We start from the raw sequence: 24,675 nt of genomic DNA, 5'->3' as shown, positions 1-24,675 counted from the left end.
CTGTCGGCCGGGTCCGTCGGTGTGGAGAGGAGGCGGAGACCATGGCCACGTCAGGGCGAGCCGAGTCCCGGGAGGGGCGCGCCGCGGAGCGTCGGGCCCGTACCGACTACACCGGCGGCGTCTACGGATCGATGCTCGCCTCCTCCGTGATCATCGGAGCCGGGGCCCCGGGGGCCTACCCCCGTCTGGAGATCGTCCTTCTGCTGCTGCTCACCGGTCTGGTGTTCTGGATCGCGCATGTGCACGCCCAACTGTTCGGCGCCCGGCTGGCGCAGCGTTCCCCGGACCGCCGGATCGTGCTGGAGGTGTGCCGCGACGAGTGGCCGATCGTCAAGGCCGCCGTCCCGCCGGCCGCCGCCGTCGCGGTCAGCCCGCTTCTCGGCCTCGATGTGCAGGGCTCCCTCTGGCTCGCGCTCGCCGTGGCCGTGGTGGGGCAGGTGGGCTGGTCGGTGGCCGCGGCCCGCCGGGCCCACGCCCCGCGGGGCCTGGTCGCCGTCACGGCCTCGGTGAACCTGCTGCTCGGCCTCCTGATCGTCGCGCTCAAGCTCTACCTGACCCATTGACCGCCGGCGCGTCGATGCACCTTCCGGGGGCGACTCACCTCCCCGGGGTGAGGCCAGGCCGGTGCCCCAGGACGGACGATCGCAGAGAAGGGGCGCAGCCCGCCCGTACCCGGCCATGGGGGCACACCACTCATGCGCTACGAGATCCGCGTCGACGGAAAGCTGTCGAAGGCGCTGACCGGTGCCTTCCCCGAACTGGACCATGTGGTGATGTCCGGCCACACCGTCCTGTTCGGGCACGTCGTCGACGAGGCACATCTGTACGGGCTGTTGGCTCGCTGCCAGTCCCTGGGCCTGCGCGTCCTGGAGATGCGGCAACTGCCGGAGTGAGCCGGGGCCGCGGGAATCCTCGTAGAGGGGTGGCCCGGGGTGGTTCAGAGGCTCTCGGCGTGGATCCGGCCCGTGTGCGCGGCCACGTTCAGCGCCTCGAAGTCGCGGTCGTTCCGGTCGGCGTAGGACTGCGCGAACTCGGCGAGCGCGCGATCGAAGCGGTCGCTGCCGCCCAGGTACGCGGCGATGGCGATGGGATCGCCGGATCGGGCATGGGCGCGTGCCAGGCCGGCGCCGCACAACCGGGCGAAGAGCCGCAGCAGGCCCGGATCCATGGTCTCGGGGCGCGCGATGCCCTTCCAGTCACGCAACTGCCGTACGTAGAAGTCACGTTCGCGGCCGTCCAGACCGAGGACATGGGTCCAGCCGAGGAAGATGTCGCTGGTCGTCTGCATCAGTCGCTGACCGGACACCACCCGGCGGCCCTGGTTGTCGTAGCTGTCACCGCCGAGCTGGGCGGAGAGGACGGACCGCTGCGCCTCCTTGGCCTGGAGCAGCAGCGGATCGCTGTCGTCGCGGCCGAGCAGCAGCACGATCCAGCAGCGCGTGCCGACACTGCCGACGCCCACCACCTTCCGGGCCATGTCGACCACGTGGTAGCGACGCAGCAGATGCCGGCGCTCGGACGACAGGGTCCGCACGTACTGGTCCAGCACCTTCCGCAGCTCCTTCTCCTGGCCCTCGACCGAGGAGTCCGCCAGCAGGTCCCGCAGCGGGGTGATCAGCGGGGGGTCGGGGGCGATCAGCCGGCCCTCGGCCGTGACCCGGGTCAGCTTCTCGAAGGCCTGGAGATGGGTGCGCGTACGGGCCTTCGCGGCCGCCTCGGCCGTACGGCGCCGGCTCTCCTCGTCCATCGACGACGCCATCAGCTCGCGCAGCCGGTCCGCGTCGTCCTGGGCGTACCAGATGTCCAGGGTGCGCATGCCGGCGAACTCGCGCATACGGCGCCGGTACGTCTTCACGCACGTCCGTACCGCCCTGTCCTGCTCCTCGGTCGAGAAGCCGTTGGCCCGGCTCGCGATCACGAAGCTGGCGGCCAGCCGTTTCACATCCCATTCGAACGGGCCGGCCAGGGTCTCGTCGAAGTCGTTGATGTCGAAGACGAGATGGCGTTCGGGCGAGGCCAGCAGCCGGAAGTTGAGCAGATGGGCGTCACCGCAGAGCTGCACGGTCAGACCGGTGTTGGGGAGGGGGCCGAGATCCGACGCCATGATGGCCGCCGCGCCCCGGTAGAAGCGGAACGGGGATTCGAGCATGCGGCCGTAGCGGATCGGCACCAACTCCGGTACTCGAGTGGCCGACTGACGCTCGATCACCTCGATGGGGTCGGCCCGGTCGGCGTCCGCGTCCGACTCGAACCAGCCGTGGCAGGACCGGGAGGCACGCTTGCGCGCCGCGCGGCCGTGCGCCGCCCTCTCGGCCACCGTCGGTGACGCCGTGGATGCGCTCGCACTGGTCATGACACACCTCCTGAACCGGCGGCCCGGCGGCCCGGCGTACCGTCCACCCTCCTCGGCCGCGCGGTGCGCGGGGATCACCCGCCGGGGGTGATCCGGGGGGCGGGGTGGGGCGGGACGCTGGGCCGGTGAGGTGCCCACGCGCCGCCGTGTACCGGCGGGGCGGAGCGGCCCGCCCGGCCGCGAGGAGGAACCGGTGACCGAGGCGGAGCGATGACCGAGGAGGAGCCATGACCGAGTCTCCTGGTCCGGCGCGGCGTTCCGGGGCGGACGACTACCGGCCTGGCGAGGCCGAGGCGAGCCCCATGGCGGCGGGCGGTGCGGCCGGTGGGGTGGACCGTGGGGTCGGGGAGGCGGATCGGGACCGGATGGCCGGCGGGGAGGCCGCCGGGCTGATGGGTGACCCGGCCGAGGCGCTGGGGAAGGTCGGCCGGTCCTGGAAGTGGATCCTCGGTTCGGCGCTGGCCACGCTCGTGCCCGGCGTCATCCTCCTGGTCTGGCCGGACGGGACCCTGCATGTCATCGCGGTCCTGCTCGGGCTGTATCTGCTCGCGATCGGGGCGTTCCGGTTCGTGGACGTCTTCGCCCGGGAAGAGCCGGGCGAGCGGGTGCCGGGGCTGCTCCTCGCGCTGCTGTACGTCCTGGCCGGCGTCCTGTGCCTGCGGCACCCGCTGCAGACCATCACCGCGCTCTCGCTGATCGTGGGGATCGTCTGGCTGTCGACCGGGATCCTCACGCTGTACACCGCGCTCGCCACGAAGAACCTGCCCCACCGGGGCTTCGTCCTCGGCGTGGCGGTGCTCGGCGTCGTCGCGGGGATCGTGGTGCTGGCCCTGCCGACCGAGTCGGCCACGGCACTGACCCGGCTGCTCGGCCTGTGGCTCGTCCTGCTCGGCCTGGCCGAGGCGACGGTCGCCCTCGCCTGGCGGGCCGCCCTGCGCCGGGCGGGCCTCACGGGCTCCCGCGCGCCGACCACGGGCGCCGCCTGAGCCTCCGGCACACCCCGAGGAGGACCCATGCCCCCGGACAACGACCCCGTACCACCGAACCCCGACCAGCCCGACAGCACCGACCCGAAAGACCCAACCGGCCCGGACGATGTGGCCACGCCGAGCGGCGGGCCCGGGCGGGGCGATGCCACCGGGCGGGACGGCGCCGAGTGGGGCGCGTCCGGCCCACGTGCGAACGAGCCGGGCGGCGGCGGCGGCCCGGGTGGGACCGGGCCGGGCGGTGGTGCCGGGGCGGGAGGGTCCGGATCAGGTGGGTTCGGGCCCGGTGATGCCGCCCCGGATGGTGGCGCCGAACCAGGTGGGACCGAGCCCGGCGGGTCTGGGCCGGGCGGTGATGCCGGGCCGGTAGGTGGTGGCGGACCTGGGCGGTCCCGGGCTGGTGGGGCCGGGCCGGGAGACGGGGCCGGGCCGGGTCGGGCCGAGGCTGGTGGGGCCGGGCCGGCAGGTGGCGGCGGGGCTGGCGGGACGGGTGGGGCCGGGTGGCATGTGTTCAGTGCTGCGGAGCGGGAGGAGTATGAGCGGTTGCGGCGGCATGCCGGGGTACGGCATCGGCGGTTGCGCAAGGCGGGTGCCGCTCTTCTGCTCGTGGTGACCCTGCTGCTCGCGCCCCTCGCCGTCGTCGCGGCCTGGGTGGAGGACACCGTCGCCGACACCGACCGGTACGTCGAGACGGTCGCCCCGCTGGCGTCCGACCCGGCGGTCCAGAACGTCGTGATCGAGCGGCTGACCGACGAGGTCGTCAAGAACGTGGACGTCAAGGCGGTGACGGACGCCCTCACCAAGGTGCTCGCCGACAGCGGCGCGCCACCCCAGGTCGTGGCCGGCGCCGGAGCCCTGGACGGCCCGCTGCGCTCCGTGGTCCACACCGTCGTCGACCGCAACGTCACCCGCGTCATCACCAGCGAGTTCTTCCAACAGGTCTGGGAGAACGCGAACCGGCAGGCACACGCGGCCGTGGTGCACATGCTCACCGGCGAACGGGAGGGCGCCCTGCGCGCCACCGGCGACACGATCCAGCTCGACGTCGGCGCCGTCGTCGACCAGGTGCGGGAACGTCTCGTCGACGCGGGCTTCGACAAGGCCGCCGCCATCCCCGACAGCGACCGGACGATCACCCTGTTCCACACCGACGAACTCGGCAAGGCCCAGGACGCCATGCGGCTGCTGAACATCCTCGGCACCTGGCTGCCCGTCATCACGATCGCCCTCGCCGCCCTCGCCGTGTGGACCGCGCCCGGCCACCGGGTGATGCTGCTGATCACGGCCCTCGGCATCAGCGTGATGATGGGCGTGCTGCTCGTCGCGCTGGCCGTGGTCCGCCGCGTCTACCTGGACGCCGTACCCGCCGCGACCCTGCCACCCGACGCCGCCGCGGCTGTCTTCGACACCTTCCTGCGCTTCCTGCGCGACAGCACGCGCACCCTGCTCGTCCTCTTCCTGGCCACCGCCCTCGCCGCCTATCTGTACGGTCCCGGGCGGGTCGCCCGGTGGGTGCGGGGCGTGGCCCGGCGCGGAACCACGGCGGCCGGCCGGTCGCTGCGGAGCGTCGGAGTGAGCACCGGCCGGACCGGACGCGAGCTGGCGGCGCACCCCCGCTGGACCACCGGCGTCGTCCTCGGCGCGGGCGCGCTGGCCCTCCTGCTCTGGAACCGTCCCACGGTCGGCGCGGTCGTCCTCGTCGCCGTCCTCGTCATGGTCGTACTGGCGCTGGTGGCGGTGGCCGCCGCCGCGGCTGCTCCCGACCCGGAGGAGCCCGCTCTCACCCGCCCGGGGTGAGGCCGCCCGGCTCCGGTCGTGGGCACGCTGAGAACGGCGCCGACCGTGGCGCCACGGGCGCGTGGAGGACGGCAGAGCACCTGCCGGGCGACGCCCGGGACGGAGGAGAGACATGAGTGGTCCGACGTACCTCGCGTACGACTACCCGCTGCTGAGCGTCTTCTGGTCCATGCTCCTGCTGTTCCTGTGGATCATGTGGTTCGTGCTGCTCTTCCGGGTCGTCGTCGACATCTTCCGCGACGACGACATGAACGGCTGGGCCAAGGCGGGCTGGCTGGTCTTCACGATCCTGCTGCCGTTCCTGGGCGTGTTCGTCTATGTGATCGCCCGGGGCAAGAACATGGGCCGCCGCGAGGTGGCACAGGCGCGTGCCCAGCAGTCGGCGTTCGACGACTACATCCGGCAGACGGCCAGGGGCGGCGACGGACGGTCCAGCGTCGACGAACTCGCCAGGCTGTCCGAGATCCGCTCACGCGGCGACATCACGGACGACGAGTTCCGCCGCGCGAAGGAACTGGTCCTGAGCGGCCACGGAGCCTCGGCGGGCACGGGCGGCGGCCCGACCGCCGCCGGCCGCTGAGGACGGATCCGACAACCACCGCACGACACCGAATCGAGGCAACGGTATGACCGCCACACACACCGGACGCATGCACTCGACCAAGCGGTCACGGCCCTTCGCCGAGGGGCTGACGGCCTTCGCAGCCGTCATGCTCATGATCGCGGGCGTCCTCGACATCTGCCGGGGCGTCATGGCCATCGCCGAGGACGACGTCTTCGTCTCCACCCGCGACTACGTCTTCCAGTTCGACCTCACCGGCTGGGGCTGGGTCCATCTCGCCCTCGGCGCCGTGGCCGTGCTCGTCAGCCTGGGCCTCTTCCAGGAGTCCCTGTGGGCCCGCGTCGCGGGCGTCGCCATCGCGGGCCTGATCATCGTCGCCAACTTCCTGTCCCTGCCGTACTACCCCGTCTGGTCCATCGTGATGATCGCCTTCTCGGCCTTCATCATCTGGGCCCTGTGCGTGGTCAGGCGGGACTGACGCCGGGGACGCGCTCCGCTGAGCGACGTCGGTGTCTCCCTTCTCCTCCCTTCTACAATCCCGTCCCGTAGATCGTGAGGTGGCCGCGGTCGGGGTGGTGGAAGGGAGACCGGGCGTGACGGACCAGCGGCGTCCCCGGCGCCGGGGACGGGGCGAACTGGAGACGCTCGTCCTGTCCGCGCTGCGCGAGGCGGACGGCCCCGAGAACGCGGGGTGGGTGCGGGAGCGCCTCGGCGGAGACCTCGCCTACACGACCGTGATCACGATCCTCACCCGACTGCTGGCCAAGGGCGCGGTGACCCGGGAGCGCTCCGGCCGTTCCTTCGTGTGGACCCCGGCCTCCGACCGGGCGGGCCTGGCCGCGCACCGGATGCGCAGGGTCCTCGACGGCGAAGGGGACCGCCGGGCGGTGCTGGCCAGCTTCGTCACCTCCCTGGAGCCTGCCGACGAGCGTCTGCTGCGCGAGCTCCTCGGCGAGGCGGAGGAGACGGAGGGGACAGAGGAGGCGGAGGGCGCGAGGGGCGGCTCGAAGAGGGCGAGAGGCAGCGCGGCGCGTACGAGGGGCGACTGACTTCTCCCGGGACCGACGGTGTTCGAGGCAACCTGGACGTGGCGACGGTCGTCCTTCTGTACGCAGCGACGCCTCCGTGCCGTTCACGCGTGCGAGGCGTGGTGAGTCGCCTGCGGCGCCGATCCGTATATCTACATGCATGTAGAGTCCTGCGCGTTCGGTGATCACGACCGCCGGACGTCCAGGGGGCAGTCGACCGGCCGGGTGCGGCCGAAGTGGGGGAGGGCCGGTGAGTGGTACGGGTAGGCGGCGCGCGGGTGCCGGAGGCGGCGGGACGCGGCTGACACGGCGGGGCCGTACGGTGAGCTGGCTCGCCGGCGGCGCGGCACTGGTGGTCCTCGGCGTGGGCGGGGTCGGCGCCTGGGTCTACAAGGACCTGGACAACAACATCACGGGCGCCGACGTCGACAGCAAGCTCGGCGGGGACCGCCCGGTCAATCTGAGCCCCGGTTCGAAGAACATCATGGTGGTCGGCTCGGACAGCCGCGACGGTGCCAACGCGAAGTACGGCAGCGACCTGACCACCATGCAGTCCGACACGCTCATGGTGCTGCACCTCCCGGCGAACCGGGAGTGGGCCACCGTGGTGTCGTTCCCGCGTGACTCCTGGGTCGAGATAGCGGCGTGCGAGAAGGGCGACGGCAGTACGTCGGGCCCGCACCTGGCGAAGATCAACGAGGCGTTCGCGATCGGCGGTTCGAGCGGCGAGGTCGCCGGCGCGGCCGCCTGCTCGATCAGGACGGTCGAGGCCAACACCGGTCTGCGCATCGACAACTTCATGTCCGTCGACTTCCAGGGCTTCAAGGGAATGGTCGACGCCCTGGACGGCATCGAGGTCTGCCCCGAGCAGGCCATCAAGGACGACAACGCCCTCCTCGACATGGAGGCCGGCTGCCAGACCGTCGACGGCGAGACGGCACTCGGCTACGTGCGGACCCGCTACGCCGTCGGCGACGGCTCCGACATCGGACGCATCGGCCGGCAGCAGGAGTTCCTGGAGACCCTGGCGGCCAAGGCCAAGTCCCGTCTGACCAGCCCCACTTCGCTCTACAGCTTCCTGAAGTCCGCCACCAAGTCGCTGACCACGGACGAGGATCTCGACGGTATCGACCCGCTCTACGACCTCGCCTCCCAGCTCAAGGGCATCCCGAGCGACCGGCTGACCTTCCTGACCGTCCCCAACTACCCCCGTGAGGCCGACGTCCCGACCGACAGGGCCAACATCGTCTGGCAGTACCCGCAGGCCGCCGACCTGTTCACCTCCCTGGCCAACGACAAGGAGGTCGACAAGAAGAAGCTCCAGGCACAGGCCAAGAACGACCTGATCTACGCCTCCGACGTGCGCGTCCAGGTCCTCAACGGCACCGGCGTCTCCGGGCGGGCCGCCGCCGTCGCCGAGAAGCTGCGCGAGGCGGGGTTCACCGTCGTCGGCACGGGCAACGCGCCCGAGAACACGGACACCACCACGGTCTCCCATCCGGCCGACCTCGCCAAACAGGCGAGGGTCCTCGCCTCACGGCTGCCCGACGCCAAGGCCACGCGGTCGGCGGAGGCGGGGGCGGGAGTGGTGACCCTGGTGGTGGGGTCGGACCTCGACCTGGAGAAACTGCGGTGACGGGAACGGACTCGCCGCGGGCCGGTGGTGGCCGGGCCGCGGCGAGGGTGCGGTACGGGCTCAGCTGCCGGTCAGGGACACGGCCACGTCCGTGATGTTCAGGGGGAACTTGGACTTGGCGGCGTCGTTCACGAGCGTGGCCTGCCCGGTGAAGACGTTGAGGGTGTAGAGGGACGGGGTGCTCGCGCCATAGGGCGTGAGGGAGGCGAAGGCGGTGTTGTCCACCGTCTTTCCGCCGCTCAGGGTGCTGTAGATGTCCGCCCCGGCGTTGATCTGGGCGTCCAGGCCGAGGTTGCCGGTCGGGGAGAGGGTGCCGTTGTTGGCCGGCGCCTGGATGACGACCTGGTCGCTGGTCGTGTTGATGTCGAACAGCGTGGTCGCCGTGGTCCCGTCGAGGTCGTTGTTGGTGTAGGCGGCGGCGGAGACGCCCTTGGTCGTGCCCTCGATCGGCGGGGTGGTGAGATTCAGGTCCTGGATGGTCGTGTTGTCGTTCAGGTTGTGGCGCAGGTTCTGGCCGTTGTCGCTGATCACGCGCAGTCGGTCGGCCGCCGGGTTGAAGTCGACACCGAAGTTCGCCCCGTTCAGCGCGTACTGGAGCTGGGACACCTTGGTGACCACGACGTCCTGGGTGCCCGTCGGGATCTTGATCGTGTAGATGCCGCCCTTGTTGCCCACGCCGTACAGCGTGCCGTTCTGCACCCGGAAGTCGATGCCGACCAGGGCCGTGTCGCCGCTGAGCCCGGTGACGGCCCTGACCCAGTTGAGCACGTCCGCCCGGTCGGTCCAGAACGCGGCCATCAGGGTGCCGTCACCGGTGATCCCGTACGCGCGCAGGCTGGGGGCGGCGGCGGGGGCGGCCGAACCGCTGCCCGGCGCGGCGAGCATGAGCGTGGTCGACGTGACCATGACCGCCATCGCCGCCATGATTCTCTTTCGCGTTCCAGCTTTCATCGGAGTTTCCCTCCCGTTTGGGCGTGCGCCGACGTCCGACGCTCGGTTGAGGAATTTCCGTACTCCGGCCCGTACTGATGATTGCGGCGTTCTTCCCCCACGGGCGGGTACGCGGCTCTCATTAAGGCCGCTTTACGACTCCTACACAAGCGGAAGAGGTGACGGGAACGACCCGATGCGGGAATTTTGCGCACGGTGACAAAAGCCCGGTCGGCCTACTTGCCGCCGATTTATGCGAAGTGATGAACGCCGTCCGGATCTCGACTGTCGGCCCGTTCGGCCGGAATGACATGCTCGCGGTCATGGGGAGCCTCTTCGCCGAACTGGCCCGTCAGGCGTCGACCAACGCCCGCCGGGAGGTAGAGGCATACACGCGCGAGATCGCGGAGTTCGGGTTCCTGGACAAGGACCCCCGGGCGCGGGCCGAGACCTTCGACCACTCGGTCTGGCTCCGGCACCGCACGGTCGAACTGTCGCCGGACAACGCCGAGTTGAGCGATGAAGATCTTGAATACATCGCGTCCATGGGGGAGTTGCGGGCCGGCGCGGGCATGTCGCTCGACGCACGGCAGCAGGTGCTGCGGCTGCACACCGCGCTCATGCTGCGCGAGATCAACGAGGCGACCGAGGCCCAGCGCGGCGCCGGTGTGGACGAACTCATGCGGATGATGACCTGGTTCGCCCCGCAGGGCGAGCGCGGCATCGTCGCCTACCGACACGGATTCGTCCGAGTACTGCGCCGTCGAATGCCGTACGTCGAACAGGTCGCCCTGCTGGCCCGGTCATTGCTGAACGGGGATCCGATAGCGGCGGAACTCGCCGAGGCCATCGACATGGAACTGTCGGACCGGTACGCGGTGACCGTGTTCCGGTTGCCGGACCCTCCCCCCGTCGACCGCATCCTGGAAAACGAGCTCGAGACACTGGTGAAGAGTCATCGGACCCCGATCGTATGGGGTTCGCGGGGCGGCGACGGAAGCGGTGAGCTGATCGCTCTCGTCCCGGTGCGCTCGGCTGCCGAGCGGGCGGAGGACGTGCCGCCGCACACCGTTCCCGACCTCCTGCCCGATCTCGCCCCGGACCACGTGGCCGACTGCGTCCGGGACGTGGCCCAGGCTCTCGGTCGGCCCTGTGCCGTCGGCACCGCCACCGCGCCGCTGCCCGAGCTGCCCGACGCGCTCGACAGGGCCCGGCGGATCAGTGACACTGCCCCGCTGCGCCGGGCCTCCGCCCGGTCGCGGCCGCACACCCTGGCGGACGTCTTCGTCGAACTCGCCGTCGCGGACGTGCCGTTCGTCGACGCGTGGCTGCGCGCGCTGTCCGATCGGCTGGCCTCCGGCCCGGACCTGCTGGTCACGCTCGACATGTACTACCGCCACGACATGCACCGCGGCGCCACGGCCACCGCCCTGAACGTCCACACCCGCACCCTCGACTACCGCCTGCGCCGGGCGCGCGAGCTCACCGGCATCGACCCCGGCTCGACCCGGGGGGTGCGCACGCTCAGCGCGGCCGTCACCCGGCGCCTGTCGGGAGCGTGGCGCTGACCGTGCCGAGCGCCGCGCCCGGTGGACGTGGGGCGGCTCCCCGACCGTACGGCCGCCGTCCCCGGGCCGGCGGCGATACGGCAGGCTGGGACCGTGAGCAACAGTGACTCCCTCTTCATCAAGATCTGCGGCCTGAAGACCGAGCAGGACGTCGACACCGCCGTCGAGGCGGGCGCCGACGCCATCGGCTTCGTCTTCTCGGCCAGCCCCCGCCGTATCGACGCCGCGACCGCCGCACGGCTGGGCCGCCGCGTGCCGGAGCACGTCCTGACGGTGGGCGTCTTCCGCCAGGAGCCCCTGGACGACGTGCGCTCCCTGGCCGCCGAGTCGGGGATCCGGGCGATCCAGCTGCACGGCCCCGACGACCGCGCCTACTACGACGAGCTGGCGAGCGACGACCGGACGCTGATCCGGGCCGCCGCGTTCGGCGACTCCGTCCCGCGCTGCGGCGAGTTCGGGGAGGACATGCTCCTCCTCGACGCGCCCGTCCCCGGTTCGGGCATCGCCTGGGACTGGGCCGGCAAGCCGCTGGCGGCCGCCGGGGAGAAGTGGCTCCTCGCCGGCGGCCTCACGCCGGAGAACGTGCGCGACGCCATCGCCGCCACCGACCCCTGGGGTGTCGACGTCTCCAGCGGCGTGGAACAGCGCCGAGGGGTCAAGGACCCCGCTCTGATCAGGGAGTTCATCAGGGCGGCCCGCTCCGGCAGGTGACGGGCGGCGGTGGCGGAGCCCCGTCGGCGGCTGTGCGTCACGGGGCTGGAGCTGTGAGTGGTGCTGCCCGCCGTTCCCCCGGAAGTGACCCTGGGGTAGGGTCCCACCGTTCCGGCTACCGGCTGAAGGTGGGCCGGTACGGGGAGTGTCGGAGGGGCGGCATCGTGAGGGAAACCCACTCGGGTGAGGACGTGTCCGTGGAGTTGGCCGGTGCGCGGTTGGAGGAGATGTCTCCCGAACCGCTGCTGACCCGGGACTACGAGACACGTCCGTCGTTGGTGTACGAGCGGCTGAGGCAGCGGCACGGCGCGGTGGCGCCGGTCGATCTGCTGGGCGTCCCCGCCTGGCTGGTGCTGGGCTACCGCGAGGCGCTCCAGGTGCTGCAGGACGACGCCGGCTGGCCCAAGGGCCTGGAGAACTGGCGGGCCAGGACCGAGGGCCGTGTCCCCGCCGACTGGCCGCTCGGCCCGTCCCTGGAGGTCAACCACGTCCTCATCCAGGGCGGACCCGGCTACCGGACCCTGCGGACCGCGTGGGACCAGGCGCTCAAGCCCTTCCAGGACCCGCGCAATCCCCAGGCCAAGCGGCTGAAGTGGGCCGTCACCGCCTACGCCGACGAGCTGATCACCCTCATGGGCGAGGCGGGCGGTACGGGGCTGGCGGACCTGTCGGCCCAGTTCTCGCGGCCGCTGCCGCTGATGGTGGCCAGCCATCTGCTGGGCTTCCCCGGCTCCCAGGGCGACGACGCGCTCATGGACATGTGGCGGGTGCTGGACGCCGGTCCCGACGCGGGGCCCGCCCTGGACCGGCTGCTGGGCGCGCTGGCGGAACTCGGCGAGCTGAAGCTGAAGACGCCGGGCGAGGACTTCCCCTCCTACCTGCTGGCCGCCCACCCGGACCTCTCGCTCGACGAACTGGCCCGCGAACTCTTCATGCTGCTGGGCATGACCTCCGACCACGTCGGCATCCTCGTCTCCAACACGGTCGTCGAGGTCCTCTCCGGCGAGGACAGCGTGCGGGCCAGTCTCTCCGCCGGCATGGTCCGGGAGGCCATGAACCGGGTCGTCATGCGCAAGCCGCCCCTGGTGAACTTCGTGCCGAGGTTCGCCGCCGAGGACACCAGGCTCGGTGAGTACACGATCCGCGCGGGTGACCCGGTCTGGGTCTCCTCCGCGGCGGCGCACGCCGACCCGCTCTTCGCCGACCACGTGGCGCCCAGCACCACGGTCAGCACCCGGGCGCACCTGTCCTGGGGCGCGGGCCCGCGTCAGTGCCCGGCCCGCGAGCTGGCCTCGACGGTCGCGGCCGTCGGGGTAGGCCGGCTGTTCGAGCGGTTCGCCCACCTGGACCTCGCCCTCCCCGTCGACCAACTGCCCTGGCGTTCCTCGCCCTTCATGCGGGGCCTGCGCTCGCTGCCCGTACGGTACGAACTCGCGCCGACGCCACACGGCTCGGCGGGGAAGCCGTCGGAGGCGGCGGAGGCGGAGGAGGCGGAGGACACGGGCACGGCGGTGACGGTGACGCCGGACGCGTCCGCCCGGCAGCGCTCCTCGCTGTGGCGCTACCTCACGGGCCTGATCCGCTCCGGCCGCTGACCGAAGCCCGGCGTGCCGGGCCGTGCCCGACGCCTCGGCTCGCCGGGTCGGTCGTCGCGGAGGCCCGCCGTGTCGTCGTCGCGGCGGCGCGCCGGGTCAGTCGTCCGTGCCGGTGAGCAGGCGGCGTGGGTTGGTGATGCGGAAGGCGTACGCGGCCGCGCCGCCCAGGCCGAAGCCGGGCTGCTGCGGTGGTTCGGCGTAGGGGCGGTCGGAGCCCTGGACGACGGCGTCCACGCCCAGGGCGCGGACCACGGCTTCGACGGCGGTCGGCCCGTAGGACGACGTCTCCACGAAGACATCGCGGTCCACCCCGGCATCGCGGCCGTCCCCGCGGGCGGCGAACCGCTCCCCGTGCAGCGGGGCGAGCCCGGCCAGCAGGGCGAAGCAGACCCGCAGCCGGGGGTGGCGGGGGCGGCCGAACGCGCGGAAGGCGAACCACGCGGAGTGCATCTGCTGGACGTAGGGGACCATCGCGGGCCACCAGCCGGGCCCCTCGGCGCCGCCGGGGGCGGGACCCGGGTGAATGAACAGGGGCAGGTCGCGCTCTTCGAGGAGGTCGAGGAGCGGGGCGCAGCGGGCATGACCGGCCGCGTCGGCGAGGGCGTTCGCCGGGAGCTGGAGGCCGACGAAGCCCCGGTCGAGGTCCTCGGCGGTCGCCTTCGCGTCGATGTCCCGGACGCAGGCCGCGGCCCAGGCACCGAACGGCTCGGGGAGTGCCGCGGCGCCCTCGTGGTAGGCGTCGAGCAGGGGGCGCGCCTCGGCCGCGGGCAGCCACTCCACGCCGATCGGGGAGGAGAGCGAGACGAGGGCCCGGCCCAGACCGTCGCTGTCGGCGAGCGCGGCACGGCGGGCGACGTCGTGGTCGGCGGGCGGCAGCTCGTAGGGCGGCTCGCCGTCGAGGAACAGGGTCCAGCCGTCCAGGAACGGCGGCTCGCGGCGTGACCTGAGGGCCGCCACCAGCGCGGGGGTCCACAGATGCTGGTGCACGTCGCAGTTGGTCATGACGCTCCTCCCACCAAGGCCGGCGCTACGGTACCGCCCCGGCGCCGCGGCCGTGGCCTCGCACACAAGGGAGAAAAGCTGCAGAAGATGGCGAAAACGGGCACCCCTCGATGCGGCTCGGTGTGAACGTAACGTGCCGTTCACGTAATTCCATTGACTGTCATTCAGGCACCGACAACTCTGAATGGCCATATGCAGTCAGGTAAGGGGCAGCCTTGATCAGATTCGACGCGGTGAGCAAAAAATATCCCAACGGCACGACAGCGGTGGACGACCTGTCCCTGGAGCTGGCCGAGGGCGGCATCACGGTCCTGGTCGGTCCTTCCGGCTGCGGCAAGACCACCACCCTGCGCATGATCAACCGCATGGTGGAGCCGACCAGCGGCACGGTGAGCCTGCGCGGACGGGACATCCGGGAGGTCAACGCGCCCGAGCTGCGCCGGGGCATCGGATATGTGATCCAGCACGCGGGACTGTTCCCGCACCGCACCATCCTGGACAACATAGCCACGGTCCCGCTGCTGCTGGGCTGGGGCCGCAAGAAGGCCCGCGCCCGGGCCGCGGAGCTGCTCGAACTCGTGGGCCTGCCCGCCGAGATGGCCAAGCGCTACCCCAACCAGCTCTCCGGCGGACAGCAGCAGCGCGTCGGCGTGGCCAGGGCGCTGGGCGCCGATCCGCCGGTGCTGCTGATGGACGAGCCGTTCAGCGCGGTCGACCCGATCGTCCGGGCGGAGTTGCAGGCCGAGTTCGTCCGGCTGCAGAAGGAGCTCCACAAGACGATCGTGTTCGTCACCCATGACATCGACGAGGCGATCCGACTCGGCGACAACATCGCGGTGTTCCGCACCGGCGGCAGACTCGCGCAGTTCGACACCCCCGAGCGGCTGCTCGGCAGCCCCGCCGACGACTTCGTGGCCGACTTCGTGGGCCAGGACCGGGGGATCCGCAGGCTCTCCTTCGTCGACGCGGCCCGACTGCCGCTGCGCGACGGCCCGGTGCTGCCGTCCGGGGCCCCCGTCGCCGAGGCCAGGGCGGCGGCCGCTCCCTGGGTGCTCGTGGTCGACGACGCGCGACGGCCGCTCGGCTGGGCCGCCACCGCCGACCTCCCGTCGACCGGCACCCTCGCCGACGCCCCCCTGACCCCCCTCGGCCACACGTTCAGCCTGGTCGGGGACTCCGCGCGGGCCGCCCTCGACTCGGCCCTCCTCTCACCCGCCCGACTCGCCGTCGCCGTCGACGCGGAGGGCGCGGTCGCGGGAGTCGTGGACGCCCACGAACTCTCGACCGCGGCGAACGGCACCCCGGGCGGTGGTGACCGATGACCGGTGACGAGCCGCTCGTGCGGTGGCAGTGGATCGCCGATCACACGGGCGAACTCGCCGAGTACACCGGCATCCACCTCAGACTCGGCCTGCTGCCCGTGCTGTTCGGACTGATCGTCTCCGTGCCGCTCGGCATCCTGTGCCACCGCTGGCGCTGGCTCTACCCGCCGGTGCTGACCGTGTCCAACATCCTCTACTCGATCCCGTCGCTCGCCCTGTTCATGATCTTCGTCCGGTACACGGGTCTGACCGAACAGACCGTGATGATCCCGCTGACGCTCTACACCCTGTCCGTGCTGGTCCCCAACGTCGTCGACGGACTCGCCTCCGTCCCCGAGCCCGTCCGGCTCGCGGCGACCGCGATGGGCTTCGGCGCCGTACGCAGGGTCGTCCAGGTCGAGCTGCCGATCGCCGTCCCCGTCGTCATCGCCGGCGTACGGGTCGCCGCCGTCTCCTCCATCAGCCTCGTCGCGGTGGGACAGCTGATCGGGCAGGGCGGCCTCGGCTACTACATCACCCGCGGTCTCCAACTCGACTTCCCCACCCCGATCGTCACCGCGATCGTCCTGATCATGCTGCTCGCGCTCGCCACCGACGCGTTGCTGGTGCTGGCGCAGCGACTGCTCACCCCGTGGTCCCGGAACAAGGTGACGTCGGCATGAACGACTTCCTGAACCAGATGGAGCTCGTGGGGGAGTGGCTGACCTCCTCCGCGCAGTGGCACGGCGACGAGGGCATCCCCCGGCGGCTCCTGGAGCATCTCACCTACAGCGGACTGTCGTTGCTGTTCGCCGCCCTCATCGGGCTGACGTTCGGACTGCTCGTCGGACACACCGGCCGGGGCGCCTTCGCCGTGGCCAGTGTGGCGAACCTCGCCCGCGCGATCCCCACCTTCGGCCTGGTCGTCCTCGTCGTCACGCTCGCCGGGCTCAGCACCACGCCCGTCCTGGTCGCCCTCGTCGCGCTCGCCGTACCCCCGATCCTCATCAACACCTTCGAGGGCGTACGGGGCGTGGACCCGGCCACCCGGGACGCCGCGCGCGGCGTCGGCATGACCGAGTGGGAGGTCCTCACACGGGTCGAGGTGCCGATGGCGCTGCCTCTGATCCTGCTGGGCCTGCGGGTCGCCGCGATCCAGGTCGTGGCCACCGCGACCGTGGCCGCGTACCCGGGCCTCGGCGGTCTGGGCCGCTACATCGTCGACGGACTCTCCCGCAACGACTACGAGTTGGTCATCGGCGGCTCCACGGTCGTCGTCGTCCTCGCGCTCGTCGTCCAGCTCGTGTTCACCGCGTTGCGACGCGTCGTCGTCTCGCCGGGCCTTCGGGTCTCGGCGTCGAAGTCCTGAAATCCAGAGAGGAACATTCCATGAGAGCCATATACCGAGGCGCCGCGTTCGGCCTCATCACCGCGCTCACGCTGACCGCCTGCGGAGGGGGCGGCGACACCGACGACAACCCGCTGGCGGAGGGCGGCGACGGCGGCGGCCAGTCGATCGTCGTCGGCTCGGCGAACTTCCCCGAGAACCAGCTGCTCGCCGAGATCTACGCGCAGGCCCTGGAGAGCAAGGGCCTGAAGGTGACCCGCAAGTTCGACATCGGGGCCCGCGAGGTCTACTACGACCAGGTCGTCAAGGGCGGCATCGGCGTCCTCCCCGAGTACAACGGCGCCCTGCTGTCGGTGGCGGTCGACAAGAACAGCACCGCGACCAGCACCGAGGACATCAACGCCGAACTGAAGGAGAAACTCCCGTCCTCGGTGGAGATCCTCGACTCCGCAGCGGCCGAGGACAAGGACTCGGTGACCGTCACCGCCGAGACCGCCGCCAAGTACAAGCTCAAGACCCTCGCCGACCTCAAGCCCGTCGCGGGCGACCTGACGCTCGGCGCCGGATCGGAGTTCAAGACCCGTACGCAGGGCGGTGTCGGCCTGGAGAAGGTCTACGGCGTCAAGTTCGGCAAGTTCCAGCCGCTCGACGCGGGTGCCCAGAGCACCCTGGTGAAGCTGCTCAAGGACGACAAGGTGCAGGCCGCCAACCTGTACACCACCGACCCCGCCATCGTCGCGGACAAGCTGGTGGTCCTGGAGGACCCGAAGAACCTCTTCTCCTCGCAGAACGTCACCCCGCTCGTCTACAAGGCCGCGGTGGACGACAAGGCCAAGGAGGCGCTCAACGCCGTCTCCGCCAAGCTCACCACCGAGGACCTGCTGGAGATGATGAAGAAGCTCGTCAACGACAAGGAGGACGCCGACACCGTCGCCGAGGAGTGGCTGAGTTCGGCCGGTCTGGTGAAGTGAGCCGCGCCGACGGGATCGGCTGATCACCCCACCCCACCCCGCCCGGCACCGCGCACTCCGCCGGGCGGGGGGAGGGGACCGAGCACGACGACCGGCTGGAGGACCGGATGACGGACGCCGTCGGCGCGGCCGCGCGGCTTCAGGGGCTCTTCGCAGGACGTCGGCTCACCCCCACCCAGCGCCGCATCGCGGCCTGCCTGGTCCGGCGGGCCGCGGAGGCGCCGTACCTGTCCAGCGTGGAACTCGCCCGGGTGGCCGGGGTCAGCCAGCCGTCGGTGACCCGTTTCGCGGTCGCCCTCGGCTTCGACAGCTATCCGGCCCTGCGCGACCACCTGCGGGCGGTCGCAGCCACCGGGCACGGCTTCGACGAACCGCTGTCCAACCCCTACCAGCGCGCCGTACAAGCCGAGATCGACAATCTGCGGCACCTGGCGTCCCTGCTCACGGACCCCGAACCCGTCGAACGCGCCGGGCGTCTGCTCGCCGCCTCCCGGCCCCTCCCCGTGCTCGGCCTGCGCGCCTCCGCCGCCCAGGCACGCGGCTTCGCCTACTTCGCGGCGAAGGTCCACCCCGACGTACGGCTCCTCGACGAGGGCGGTTCCCTGCTCGCCGACCGCGTCGACGCCGCCCGCCGGGCCGGCGCCAGCGCGCTGCTGTGCTTCGCGCTGCCCCGCCATCCGCGTGAACTGCTCGACGCGCTCGCCCACGCCCGGGCCGCCGGCCTGACGGTGGTGACCGTCGCCGACGGCACCTTCTCCCCGGTGGCCGCCCACAGCGACCTGCTGCTGCCCGCCGCCGTGGGCACCGGCCTGGTCTTCGACACCGCGGGCGCTCCCCAGCTGCTGGGCCAGGTCCTCCTGGAGACGATGTGCGACGCCCTGCCGGACGCCCAGGCCCACCTGGAGGACTTCGACACCCGGGCCGCCGCGCGCGGCCTGTTCGCCGAGTGACGGGCCCGGCCGCGCCGGCGGACGGACACGGCAGTGGCAGCGGCCGTGGCAGCTGTGCGGCTCACTCGGTGGAGCGCAACGCCTTCCAGACACGCGGCCGTACGACACCGTCGGCGACCAGGAGACCCTTGTCCTGCTGGAAGCTCTGCACCGCGGCCTCCGTGTCGGCGTCGAACTCGCCGTCCACGTCGACGCCGTAGCCGCGCTTGCTCAGCATGCACTGGGCCTGGAGGACGCGGTCGCCGCTGTCGCCGAGGCGGGTGCGTCCGTTGCCGTAGTAGTACGTGCAGTCGGTCAGCCAGGCCGGGGTCGAGGGCTCGGTGGACGTGTCGGTCGGCTCCTGGGACGGCTCGGTGGGGGCGTCGCTCCCGGCCGCGGGCGCGGACGGGTCGGTGTGCGGGTCGTCGGCCGTGCCCTTGCCCGCGCCGGGGTCGGAGGCCTTCGCGCCGGGGCGCGTCGGATCGGCGTCGACGGAGGTCCGGTCGTCCTTGCCGGACACCTCCGAGTCGCTCGATCCGCCGTCGGGGGCCGCGTCCGCGCCGTCCTGGCGCGAGGCCGCCGGCACGGTGACGTCGTCGTCGGGCGCCGCGTCGGCGGACCGTGTCGTACCTCTCTGCGGCGAGGCGGTGGTGGTGGCGGGGCTCAGCAGGGTGAGGACGACGACACCGGCGGTCGCCGTGCAGACGGCGGCGCCGGCGGCGCCGACCAGCAGGCGTTTGCGGCGGAGTCGGGGGCGGGGTGGTGCCGCCGCGGCGGCGGGGGGGCCGGGGGTGGGGCTGCGGCGGGGGGTTGTGCTTCCCCTTCGGGGGCGGGCTGTTCGAGGGGGAGGCGGCGTAGGGTCTCGTAGGCGTGGTGGCGGGTGCGGAGTCTGGTGGCCAGGGGTTCGGGCCACGACGTGTTCTCGCCCCCGCCGCCCCTACCCGTCCCATCCTCAAGGGGCTGCGCCCCTTTGACCCCCAAGCGTCCGTTCGGTGGGGGCTGGTCGCGCAGTTCCCCGCGCCCCTCTGGGGGAAGCGGGGGCTGCGCCCCGCTTCCCCCAGAGGGCAATTCCTCGATCAGCTGTTCCGGGGTCGGGCGCTGTTCCGGGTCCTTGGCCAGACATGCGGCGAGTAGGGCGGCGAGTGGGGCGTCGGCCTCCGCTATCTCTGCCAGCACCTTCGGGTTGGGCTCCTCGAAGGCCACTCGGTGCATGACGTCTACGCCGGTGCCGTCGCCGAACGGGGCGCTGCCGGTTGCCGCGAAGATCAGGGCGCAGGCCAGTGAGAAGACGTCCGACGCCGTGTCGCAGGCGCCCGTGCGCAGGTACTCCGGCGACATGTAGGCCGGGGTGCCGACCCGGTTGCCGGTGCCGGTGATCGCGCTCGCGTCGGCGGCCTTCGCGATACCGAAGTCGATGACGTGCGCGCCCCACGTGGACAGCAGGACGTTGGACGGCTTCAGGTCCCGGTGCACGATCCCGGCGGCGGAGAGGTCGGCGAGGGCCTGTCCCAGCTCCGCCACCAGCCGCCGGACGGCGACGACGGGCAGCGGACCGTCCTCGTGCACGGCCGCCGCCAGATCCAGCCCCGGCAGGAACTCGGTGGCCATCCAGAGCAGTTCGTCCCGGAAGCCCGTCCCGGCCAGCCGCGGCATGCGCGGCGTGCGCACCCGGCCGTGGACCGACGCCTCCCGCTCGAACCGGCGGCGGAACCGCTCGTCCTCCGCGTACTCGGGCCGGATCACCTTCACCGCGACGAGGTGCGGGCCGCCGTCGGCGGGACGCGCCAGATAGACGCGCCCCATACCGCCGCTGCCGAGCAGCCCCAGCGACACATACGGACCGATCCGGTCCGGGTCGCCGGGGCGCAGGGGCAACGCCCCCGCCTGCCGCAGCGCCGGAGCCCTGTCCGCCGAACCCGGTGGCACCGGCCGCTGGTCTGACACAACACCCCCGAAATGACTTTTGGCGTACGTCAGTTCGCCCCCAAGAAGGCTGAGGCTAGCTCAGCAAGCGCTCGCGGTCCGGGTTTCGGCCACTTCCGGGTCCCTCGACGGCTCAGGAGGCCGTGCGTCGCACCTCCGTCGTGCCCGAGCCGACCGGACCGATCCGCGGCACCGTGCCCGTGAGATCGGTGAACGACTCGACCCGTCCGGTGGGCGCGGGCGGCTTCCCGGCGGCGCCGGCGGCCGCGCGCGGTGCCGCCGAGCCGGCACCTTCGGTTCTCTGGAGTCGTGCGGTGAAAGGTTTCAATGGGATGACCCGGAGGTTGAAACTGCGCGTCGAAGCCGGTCAAAAGTCGAGTGTCGTCGAAGCGATCGGGAATGAAACGATTCAATCGGTGGGCTGTCGCGGCCATATGGGTCGCCGGCGTGGCACTGAGGGTCACATGAGCCCGGTGAGTCACACGCGCGAAACTGGCCGTGAGTGTGCTGACCGGGCGGAATGTCCAGCAGTCGTATGGTCTGGCCGCGGAAGTGACGGGGCTCACATGGCACTGAGTGACACGATTGCTGTGGTGCGACGGCATCATTGCCGGGACCATGGTGTCCTCATGGCAGCTCGAAGGGATCAGGGATGCTCCGCAAGGTACTGGTCGCCAACCGTGGCGAGATCGCCATCCGCGCGTTCCGCGCCGGGTACGAAGTGGGTGCGCGGACGGTCGCCGTCTTCCCCCACGAGGACCGCAACTCGCTGCACCGGCTCAAGGCCGACGAGGCCTACGAGATCGGCGAACCCGGGCATCCCGTCCGCGCGTACCTCTCCGTCGAGGAGATCATGCGCGCCGCCCGGCTGGCGGGCGCCGACGCCGTCTACCCGGGCTACGGCTTCCTCTCCGAGAACCCCGAGCTGGCCCGCGCGTGCGAGGAGGCCGGCATCACCTTCGTCGGCCCCAGCGCGCACATCCTGGAGCTGACCGGCAACAAGGCACGCGCGGTCGCCGCCGCCCGCGCCGCCGGCGTACCGGTTCTCGGTTCCTCCGAGCCCTCCACCGACGTCGACGAACTGGTCCGCGCCGCCGACGAGATCGGCTTCCCCGTCTTCGTCAAGGCCGTCGCGGGCGGTGGCGGTCGCGGTATGCGCCGCGTCGAGGACCCGGCGGCGCTGCGCGAGTCCATCGAGGCGGCGTCCCGTGAGGCGGCCTCCGCCTTCGGCGACCCGACCGTCTTCCTGGAGAAGGCCGTCGTCGAGCCCCGCCACATCGAGGTGCAGATCCTCGCCGACGGCCACGGCAACGTCATCCACCTCTTCGAGCGCGACTGTTCGGTGCAGCGCCGCCACCAGAAGGTCATCGAGCTGGCGCCCGCCCCGAACCTCGATCCGGCCCTGCGCGAGCGGATCTGCGCCGACGCCGTCCGCTTCGCCCGGGAGATCGGCTACCGCAACGCGGGCACCGTCGAGTTCCTCCTCGACCGCGACGGCAACCACGTCTTCATCGAGATGAACCCCCGTATCCAGGTCGAGCACACGGTCACCGAGGAGGTCACCGACGTCGACCTCGTGCAGTCCCAGCTCCGGATCGCCGCCGGGGCCACCCTCGCCGACCTCGGACTCTCCCAGGAGACCGTCACCCTGCGCGGCGCGGCCCTCCAGTGCCGCATCACCACCGAGGATCCCGCCAACGGCTTCCGCCCGGACACCGGCCGCATCAGCGCCTACCGTTCGCCCGGCGGCTCCGGCATCCGGCTCGACGGCGGCACCACCCACGCCGGTACGGAGATCAGCGCCCACTTCGACTCCATGCTGGTCAAGCTGACCTGCCGGGGCCGGGACTTCACCACCGCCGTCAACCGGGCCCGCCGCGCGGTCGCCGAGTTCCGTATCCGCGGTGTCGCCACGAACATCCCGTTCCTGCAAGCCGTTCTCGACGACCCGGACTTCCAGGCGGGCAACGTCACCACGTCGTTCATCGAGCAGCGCCCGCACCTGCTCACCTCCCGGCACTCCGCCGACCGGGGCACCAAGCTCCTCACCTATCTGGCCGACGTGACGGTCAACAAGCCCAACGGCCCGCGCCCCGACCTGATCGACCCCTCCACCAAGCTGCCGAGGCCCACCACCACGGAACCCCCGGCCGGCTCCAAGCAGAAGCTCGTCGAACTCGGCCCCGAGGGCTTCGCCCGCTGGCTGCGCGAGTCCCCGACCATCGGCGTCACCGACACCACCTTCCGTGACGCCCACCAGTCGCTGCTCGCCACCCGGGTCCGCACCAAGGACATGCTCGCCGTCGCTCCCGTGGTCGCCCGGACCCTGCCGCAGCTGCTCTCGCTGGAGTGCTGGGGCGGCGCCACCTACGACGTCGCCCTCCGCTTCCTCGCCGAGGACCCCTGGGAGCGGCTGGCCGCCTTCCGGGCCGCCGCACCCAACATCTGCCTCCAGATGCTGCTGCGCGGCCGCAACACCGTCGGCTACACGCCGTACCCGACCGAGGTGACCGACGCCTTCGTCCAGGAGGCCACCGAGACCGGCATCGACATCTTCCGGATCTTCGACGCGCTCAACGACGTGGGCCAGATGCGGCCCGCCATCGACGCCGTACGCGCCACCGGCACGGCCGTCGCCGAGGTCGCCCTCTGCTACACCTCGGATCTCTCCAACCCGGCCGAGCAGCTCTACACCCTCGACTACTACCTCCGGCTGGCCGAGCAGATCGTCGAGGCGGGCGCCCACGTCCTCGCCGTCAAGGACATGGCCGGACTGCTGCGCGCCCCCGCCGCCACCAAGCTCGTCACCGCCCTGCGCCGCGAGTTCGACCTGCCCGTGCACATCCACACCCACGACACGGCGGGCGGCCAGCTCGCCACCTACCTCGCCGCGATCCAGGCCGGCGCCGACGCCGTCGACGGGGCCGTGGCCTCCATGGCGGGCACCACCTCGCAGCCGTCGCTGTCGGCGATCGTCGCCGCGACGGACTACTCCGACCGGCCCACCGGCCTGGACCTCCAGGCCGTCGGCGACCTGGAGCCGTACTGGGAGAGCGTCCGCCGCATCTACGCCCCCTTCGAGGCGGGCCTCGCCTCCCCGACCGGCCGCGTCTACGACCACGAGATCCCCGGCGGCCAGCTCTCCAACCTGCGCACCCAGGCCGTCGCGCTCGGCCTCGGCGACCGCTTCGAGGACATCGAGGCGATGTACACCGCCGCCGACCGCATCCTCGGTCACCTGGTGAAGGTCACCCCCTCCTCCAAGGTGGTCGGTGACCTCGCGCTGCACCTCGTCGGCGCCGGAGTGACACCCGCCGACTTCGAGGCCACGCCCGACCGGTTCGACATCCCCGACTCCGTCATCGGCTTCCTGCGCGGCGAACTGGGCACCCCGCCCGGTGGCTGGCCCGAGCCGTTCCGCAGCAAGGCCCTCCAGGGCCGCGCCGACGCCAAGCCCGTCCAGGACCTCACCGCCGAGGACCGCGCGGGACTGGAGAAGGACTGCCGCGCCACCCTCAACCGGCTCCTCTTCCCCGGCCCGACGCGCGAGTTCGAGAACCACCGCCAGACCTACGGCGACACCAGCGTCCTCGACAGCAAGGACTTCTTCTACGGCCTCGGCCCCGGCAAGGAGTACGCCGTCGACCTGGAGCCCGGTGTGCGGCTCCTCATCGGTCTGGAGGCCGTCGGCGAGGCGGACGAACGCGGTATGCGTACGGTGATGTCGACCCTGAACGGCCAGCTGCGGCCGATCCAGATCCGTGACAAGGCCGCCTCCACCGACATCCCCGTCACCGAGAAGGCCGACCGCTCCAACCCGGGCCACGTCGCCGCCCCCTTCGCCGGGGTGGTCACCCTCGCGGTCGCCGAGGGCGACGAGGTCGCCGCCGGTGCCACGGTCGCCACCATCGAGGCCATGAAGATGGAGGCCACCATCACCGTCGCGAAGGCCGGCCGGGTCTCCCGCCTCGCCATCAACAAGATCCAGCAGGTGGAGGGCGGCGATCTGCTCGTCGAGATCGTCTGACGCCACCT

The 24,675-nt window shown here is 71.8% G+C and carries 23 protein-coding genes and 1 pseudogene; 17 read left to right on the top strand and 7 right to left on the bottom strand.

Features of this window, described 5'->3' with window-relative positions:
- Window positions 1-41: 41 nt before the first annotated feature.
- Both L3078_RS05635 and L3078_RS05630 read left to right on the top strand, forming a co-directional pair.
- Complete coding sequence (locus L3078_RS05635; protein ID WP_239751421.1) at window positions 42-563, top strand: hypothetical protein; 522 nt, start codon at window positions 42-44, stop codon at window positions 561-563.
- 132 nt (window positions 564-695) lie between these two features.
- On the top strand, window positions 696-893 hold the full coding sequence (locus tag L3078_RS05630) for a hypothetical protein (RefSeq protein WP_045560456.1): 198 nt from the start codon (window positions 696-698) through the stop codon (window positions 891-893).
- A gap of 44 nt (window positions 894-937) precedes the next feature.
- On the opposite strand, the gene L3078_RS05625 is transcribed toward L3078_RS05630, so the two are convergent.
- Window positions 938-2,353, bottom strand: a complete 1,416-nt coding sequence (locus L3078_RS05625; protein WP_239751418.1) for a DUF2252 domain-containing protein — start codon at window positions 2,351-2,353, stop codon at window positions 938-940.
- 227 nt (window positions 2,354-2,580) lie between these two features.
- Between L3078_RS05625 and L3078_RS05620 the strand changes: the two genes are divergently transcribed.
- Window positions 2,581-3,339, top strand: coding sequence for an HdeD family acid-resistance protein (locus L3078_RS05620; protein ID WP_239751382.1), 759 nt, complete (start codon window positions 2,581-2,583; stop codon window positions 3,337-3,339).
- A 267-nt stretch (window positions 3,340-3,606) separates the two neighbouring features.
- Here the strand turns inward: L3078_RS05620 and L3078_RS05615 are convergent, their stop codons facing one another.
- Window positions 3,607-3,846 carry a hypothetical protein gene (locus L3078_RS05615; protein ID WP_239751381.1) on the bottom strand — a complete coding sequence of 80 codons (240 nt, stop codon included), beginning with the start codon at window positions 3,844-3,846 and terminating at the stop codon, window positions 3,607-3,609.
- Between L3078_RS05615 and L3078_RS05610 the strand changes: the two genes are divergently transcribed.
- The 4 genes from L3078_RS05610 to L3078_RS05595 all read left to right on the top strand — a co-directional run bounded on the left by L3078_RS05610 (window position 3,847) and on the right by L3078_RS05595 (window position 6,747).
- The gene (locus L3078_RS05610; RefSeq protein ID WP_239751378.1) at window positions 3,847-5,136 is read left to right on the top strand and encodes a hypothetical protein; all 1,290 of its coding nucleotides are present in this window, start codon (window positions 3,847-3,849) and stop codon (window positions 5,134-5,136) included.
- Window positions 5,137-5,248: 112 nt separating this feature from the next.
- The gene (locus L3078_RS05605; RefSeq protein ID WP_239751374.1) at window positions 5,249-5,716 is read left to right on the top strand and encodes an SHOCT domain-containing protein; all 468 of its coding nucleotides are present in this window, start codon (window positions 5,249-5,251) and stop codon (window positions 5,714-5,716) included.
- A 46-nt stretch (window positions 5,717-5,762) separates the two neighbouring features.
- Window positions 5,763-6,176: a DUF7144 family membrane protein gene (locus L3078_RS05600; protein WP_239751372.1), complete on the top strand. Its 414-nt coding sequence runs from the start codon at window positions 5,763-5,765 to the stop codon at window positions 6,174-6,176.
- Between the two features lie 115 nt (window positions 6,177-6,291).
- On the top strand, window positions 6,292-6,747 hold the full coding sequence (locus L3078_RS05595; RefSeq protein WP_239751370.1) for a BlaI/MecI/CopY family transcriptional regulator: 456 nt from the start codon (window positions 6,292-6,294) through the stop codon (window positions 6,745-6,747).
- 164 nt (window positions 6,748-6,911) lie between these two features.
- On the opposite strand, the gene L3078_RS44530 is transcribed toward L3078_RS05595, so the two are convergent.
- Window positions 6,912-7,034, bottom strand: a complete 123-nt coding sequence (locus tag L3078_RS44530) for a hypothetical protein (protein ID WP_275593125.1) — start codon at window positions 7,032-7,034, stop codon at window positions 6,912-6,914.
- Here L3078_RS44530 and L3078_RS05590 point away from each other — a divergent pair.
- The gene (locus L3078_RS05590) at window positions 6,977-8,362 is read left to right on the top strand and encodes an LCP family protein (protein WP_468164599.1); all 1,386 of its coding nucleotides are present in this window, start codon (window positions 6,977-6,979) and stop codon (window positions 8,360-8,362) included. The two genes, L3078_RS44530 and L3078_RS05590, sit on opposite strands and share 58 nt — an antisense overlap.
- A gap of 60 nt (window positions 8,363-8,422) precedes the next feature.
- Here the strand turns inward: L3078_RS05590 and L3078_RS05585 are convergent, their stop codons facing one another.
- Window positions 8,423-9,286, bottom strand: a complete 864-nt coding sequence (locus tag L3078_RS05585; RefSeq protein ID WP_239751366.1) for a DUF4394 domain-containing protein — start codon at window positions 9,284-9,286, stop codon at window positions 8,423-8,425.
- A 329-nt stretch (window positions 9,287-9,615) separates the two neighbouring features.
- Here L3078_RS05585 and L3078_RS05580 point away from each other — a divergent pair, with 329 nt between their 5' ends.
- The 3 genes from L3078_RS05580 (at window position 9,616) to L3078_RS05570 (ending at window position 13,166) form a co-directional block, all read left to right on the top strand.
- Window positions 9,616-10,860: a PucR family transcriptional regulator gene (locus L3078_RS05580; RefSeq protein WP_239751365.1), complete on the top strand. Its 1,245-nt coding sequence runs from the start codon at window positions 9,616-9,618 to the stop codon at window positions 10,858-10,860.
- A 93-nt stretch (window positions 10,861-10,953) separates the two neighbouring features.
- On the top strand, window positions 10,954-11,571 hold the full coding sequence (locus L3078_RS05575; protein WP_239751362.1) for a phosphoribosylanthranilate isomerase: 618 nt from the start codon (window positions 10,954-10,956) through the stop codon (window positions 11,569-11,571).
- A gap of 161 nt (window positions 11,572-11,732) precedes the next feature.
- Entirely contained in the window at window positions 11,733-13,166 is a 1,434-nt protein-coding gene (locus L3078_RS05570; RefSeq protein ID WP_239760224.1) for a cytochrome P450, read from the top strand.
- 96 nt (window positions 13,167-13,262) lie between these two features.
- On the opposite strand, the gene L3078_RS05565 is transcribed toward L3078_RS05570, so the two are convergent.
- Window positions 13,263-14,168, bottom strand: coding sequence for an amidohydrolase family protein (locus L3078_RS05565; RefSeq protein ID WP_239751361.1), 906 nt, complete (start codon window positions 14,166-14,168; stop codon window positions 13,263-13,265).
- Between the two features lie 215 nt (window positions 14,169-14,383).
- Here L3078_RS05565 and L3078_RS05560 point away from each other — a divergent pair, with 215 nt between their 5' ends.
- From L3078_RS05560 to L3078_RS05540, 5 genes are all read left to right on the top strand, one after another.
- The gene (locus L3078_RS05560) at window positions 14,384-15,490 is read left to right on the top strand and encodes an ABC transporter ATP-binding protein (protein ID WP_239751359.1); all 1,107 of its coding nucleotides are present in this window, start codon (window positions 14,384-14,386) and stop codon (window positions 15,488-15,490) included.
- Window positions 15,487-16,152 (top strand): ABC transporter permease, encoded by a 666-nt coding sequence (locus L3078_RS05555; protein WP_033532706.1) that lies wholly within the window; start codon window positions 15,487-15,489, stop codon window positions 16,150-16,152. Before L3078_RS05560 ends, L3078_RS05555 begins: the two co-directional genes overlap by 4 nt.
- Window positions 16,149-16,838 carry an ABC transporter permease gene (locus L3078_RS05550; protein WP_239751355.1) on the top strand — a complete coding sequence of 230 codons (690 nt, stop codon included), beginning with the start codon at window positions 16,149-16,151 and terminating at the stop codon, window positions 16,836-16,838. Before L3078_RS05555 ends, L3078_RS05550 begins: the two co-directional genes overlap by 4 nt.
- Window positions 16,839-16,867: 29 nt before the next feature.
- Entirely contained in the window at window positions 16,868-17,788 is a 921-nt protein-coding gene (locus tag L3078_RS05545) for an ABC transporter substrate-binding protein (RefSeq protein WP_239760223.1), read from the top strand.
- A 107-nt stretch (window positions 17,789-17,895) separates the two neighbouring features.
- A complete protein-coding gene (locus L3078_RS05540; RefSeq protein ID WP_239751353.1) occupies window positions 17,896-18,738 on the top strand; it encodes a MurR/RpiR family transcriptional regulator in 843 nt (280 codons plus the stop codon).
- A 61-nt stretch (window positions 18,739-18,799) separates the two neighbouring features.
- Here the strand turns inward: L3078_RS05540 and L3078_RS44715 are convergent, their stop codons facing one another.
- Together L3078_RS44715 and L3078_RS05535 are read right to left on the bottom strand one after the other, a co-directional pair.
- Entirely contained in the window at window positions 18,800-19,303 is a 504-nt protein-coding gene (locus tag L3078_RS44715) for a peptidoglycan-binding domain-containing protein (RefSeq protein ID WP_338059463.1), read from the bottom strand.
- A gap of 467 nt (window positions 19,304-19,770) precedes the next feature.
- Window positions 19,771-20,661 (bottom strand): annotated as a pseudogene (locus L3078_RS05535) (serine/threonine-protein kinase); the annotation flags it as partial.
- 631 nt (window positions 20,662-21,292) lie between these two features.
- Between L3078_RS05535 and L3078_RS05530 the strand changes: the two are divergent.
- Window positions 21,293-24,667, top strand: a complete 3,375-nt coding sequence (locus L3078_RS05530) for a pyruvate carboxylase (protein WP_239751351.1) — start codon at window positions 21,293-21,295, stop codon at window positions 24,665-24,667.
- Window positions 24,668-24,675 lie beyond the last annotated feature (8 nt).

Origin of the sequence: Streptomyces deccanensis (assembly GCF_022385335.1) — a bacterium.
In the GTDB taxonomy this organism is placed as follows: Bacteria; Actinomycetota; Actinomycetes; order Streptomycetales; family Streptomycetaceae; genus Streptomyces; species Streptomyces deccanensis.
This window is presented reverse-complemented; position numbering and strand designations above follow the sequence as displayed.

Bases quoted from the DNA above. Each gene is read 5' to 3' on its own strand.
- L3078_RS05635 (WP_239751421.1), top strand. From the start codon at position 42: ATGGCCACGTCAGGGCGAGCCGAGTCCCGGGAGGGGCGCGCCGCGGAG.
- L3078_RS05630 (WP_045560456.1), top strand. From the start codon at position 696: ATGCGCTACGAGATCCGCGTCGACGGAAAGCTGTCGAAGGCGCTGACC.
- L3078_RS05625 (WP_239751418.1), bottom strand. From the start codon at position 2,353: ATGACCAGTGCGAGCGCATCCACGGCGTCACCGACGGTGGCCGAGAGG.
- L3078_RS05620 (WP_239751382.1), top strand. From the start codon at position 2,581: ATGACCGAGTCTCCTGGTCCGGCGCGGCGTTCCGGGGCGGACGACTAC.
- L3078_RS05615 (WP_239751381.1), bottom strand. From the start codon at position 3,846: ATGCCACCCGGCCCCACCCGTCCCGCCAGCCCCGCCGCCACCTGCCGG.
- L3078_RS05605 (WP_239751374.1), top strand. From the start codon at position 5,249: ATGAGTGGTCCGACGTACCTCGCGTACGACTACCCGCTGCTGAGCGTC.
- L3078_RS05600 (WP_239751372.1), top strand. From the start codon at position 5,763: ATGACCGCCACACACACCGGACGCATGCACTCGACCAAGCGGTCACGG.
- L3078_RS05585 (WP_239751366.1), bottom strand. From the start codon at position 9,286: ATGGCGGCGATGGCGGTCATGGTCACGTCGACCACGCTCATGCTCGCC.
- L3078_RS05580 (WP_239751365.1), top strand. From the start codon at position 9,616: ATGGGGAGCCTCTTCGCCGAACTGGCCCGTCAGGCGTCGACCAACGCC.
- L3078_RS05565 (WP_239751361.1), bottom strand. From the start codon at position 14,168: ATGACCAACTGCGACGTGCACCAGCATCTGTGGACCCCCGCGCTGGTG.
- L3078_RS05555 (WP_033532706.1), top strand. From the start codon at position 15,487: ATGACCGGTGACGAGCCGCTCGTGCGGTGGCAGTGGATCGCCGATCAC.
- L3078_RS05550 (WP_239751355.1), top strand. From the start codon at position 16,149: ATGAACGACTTCCTGAACCAGATGGAGCTCGTGGGGGAGTGGCTGACC.
- L3078_RS05540 (WP_239751353.1), top strand. From the start codon at position 17,896: ATGACGGACGCCGTCGGCGCGGCCGCGCGGCTTCAGGGGCTCTTCGCA.
- L3078_RS05530 (WP_239751351.1), top strand. From the start codon at position 21,293: ATGCTCCGCAAGGTACTGGTCGCCAACCGTGGCGAGATCGCCATCCGC.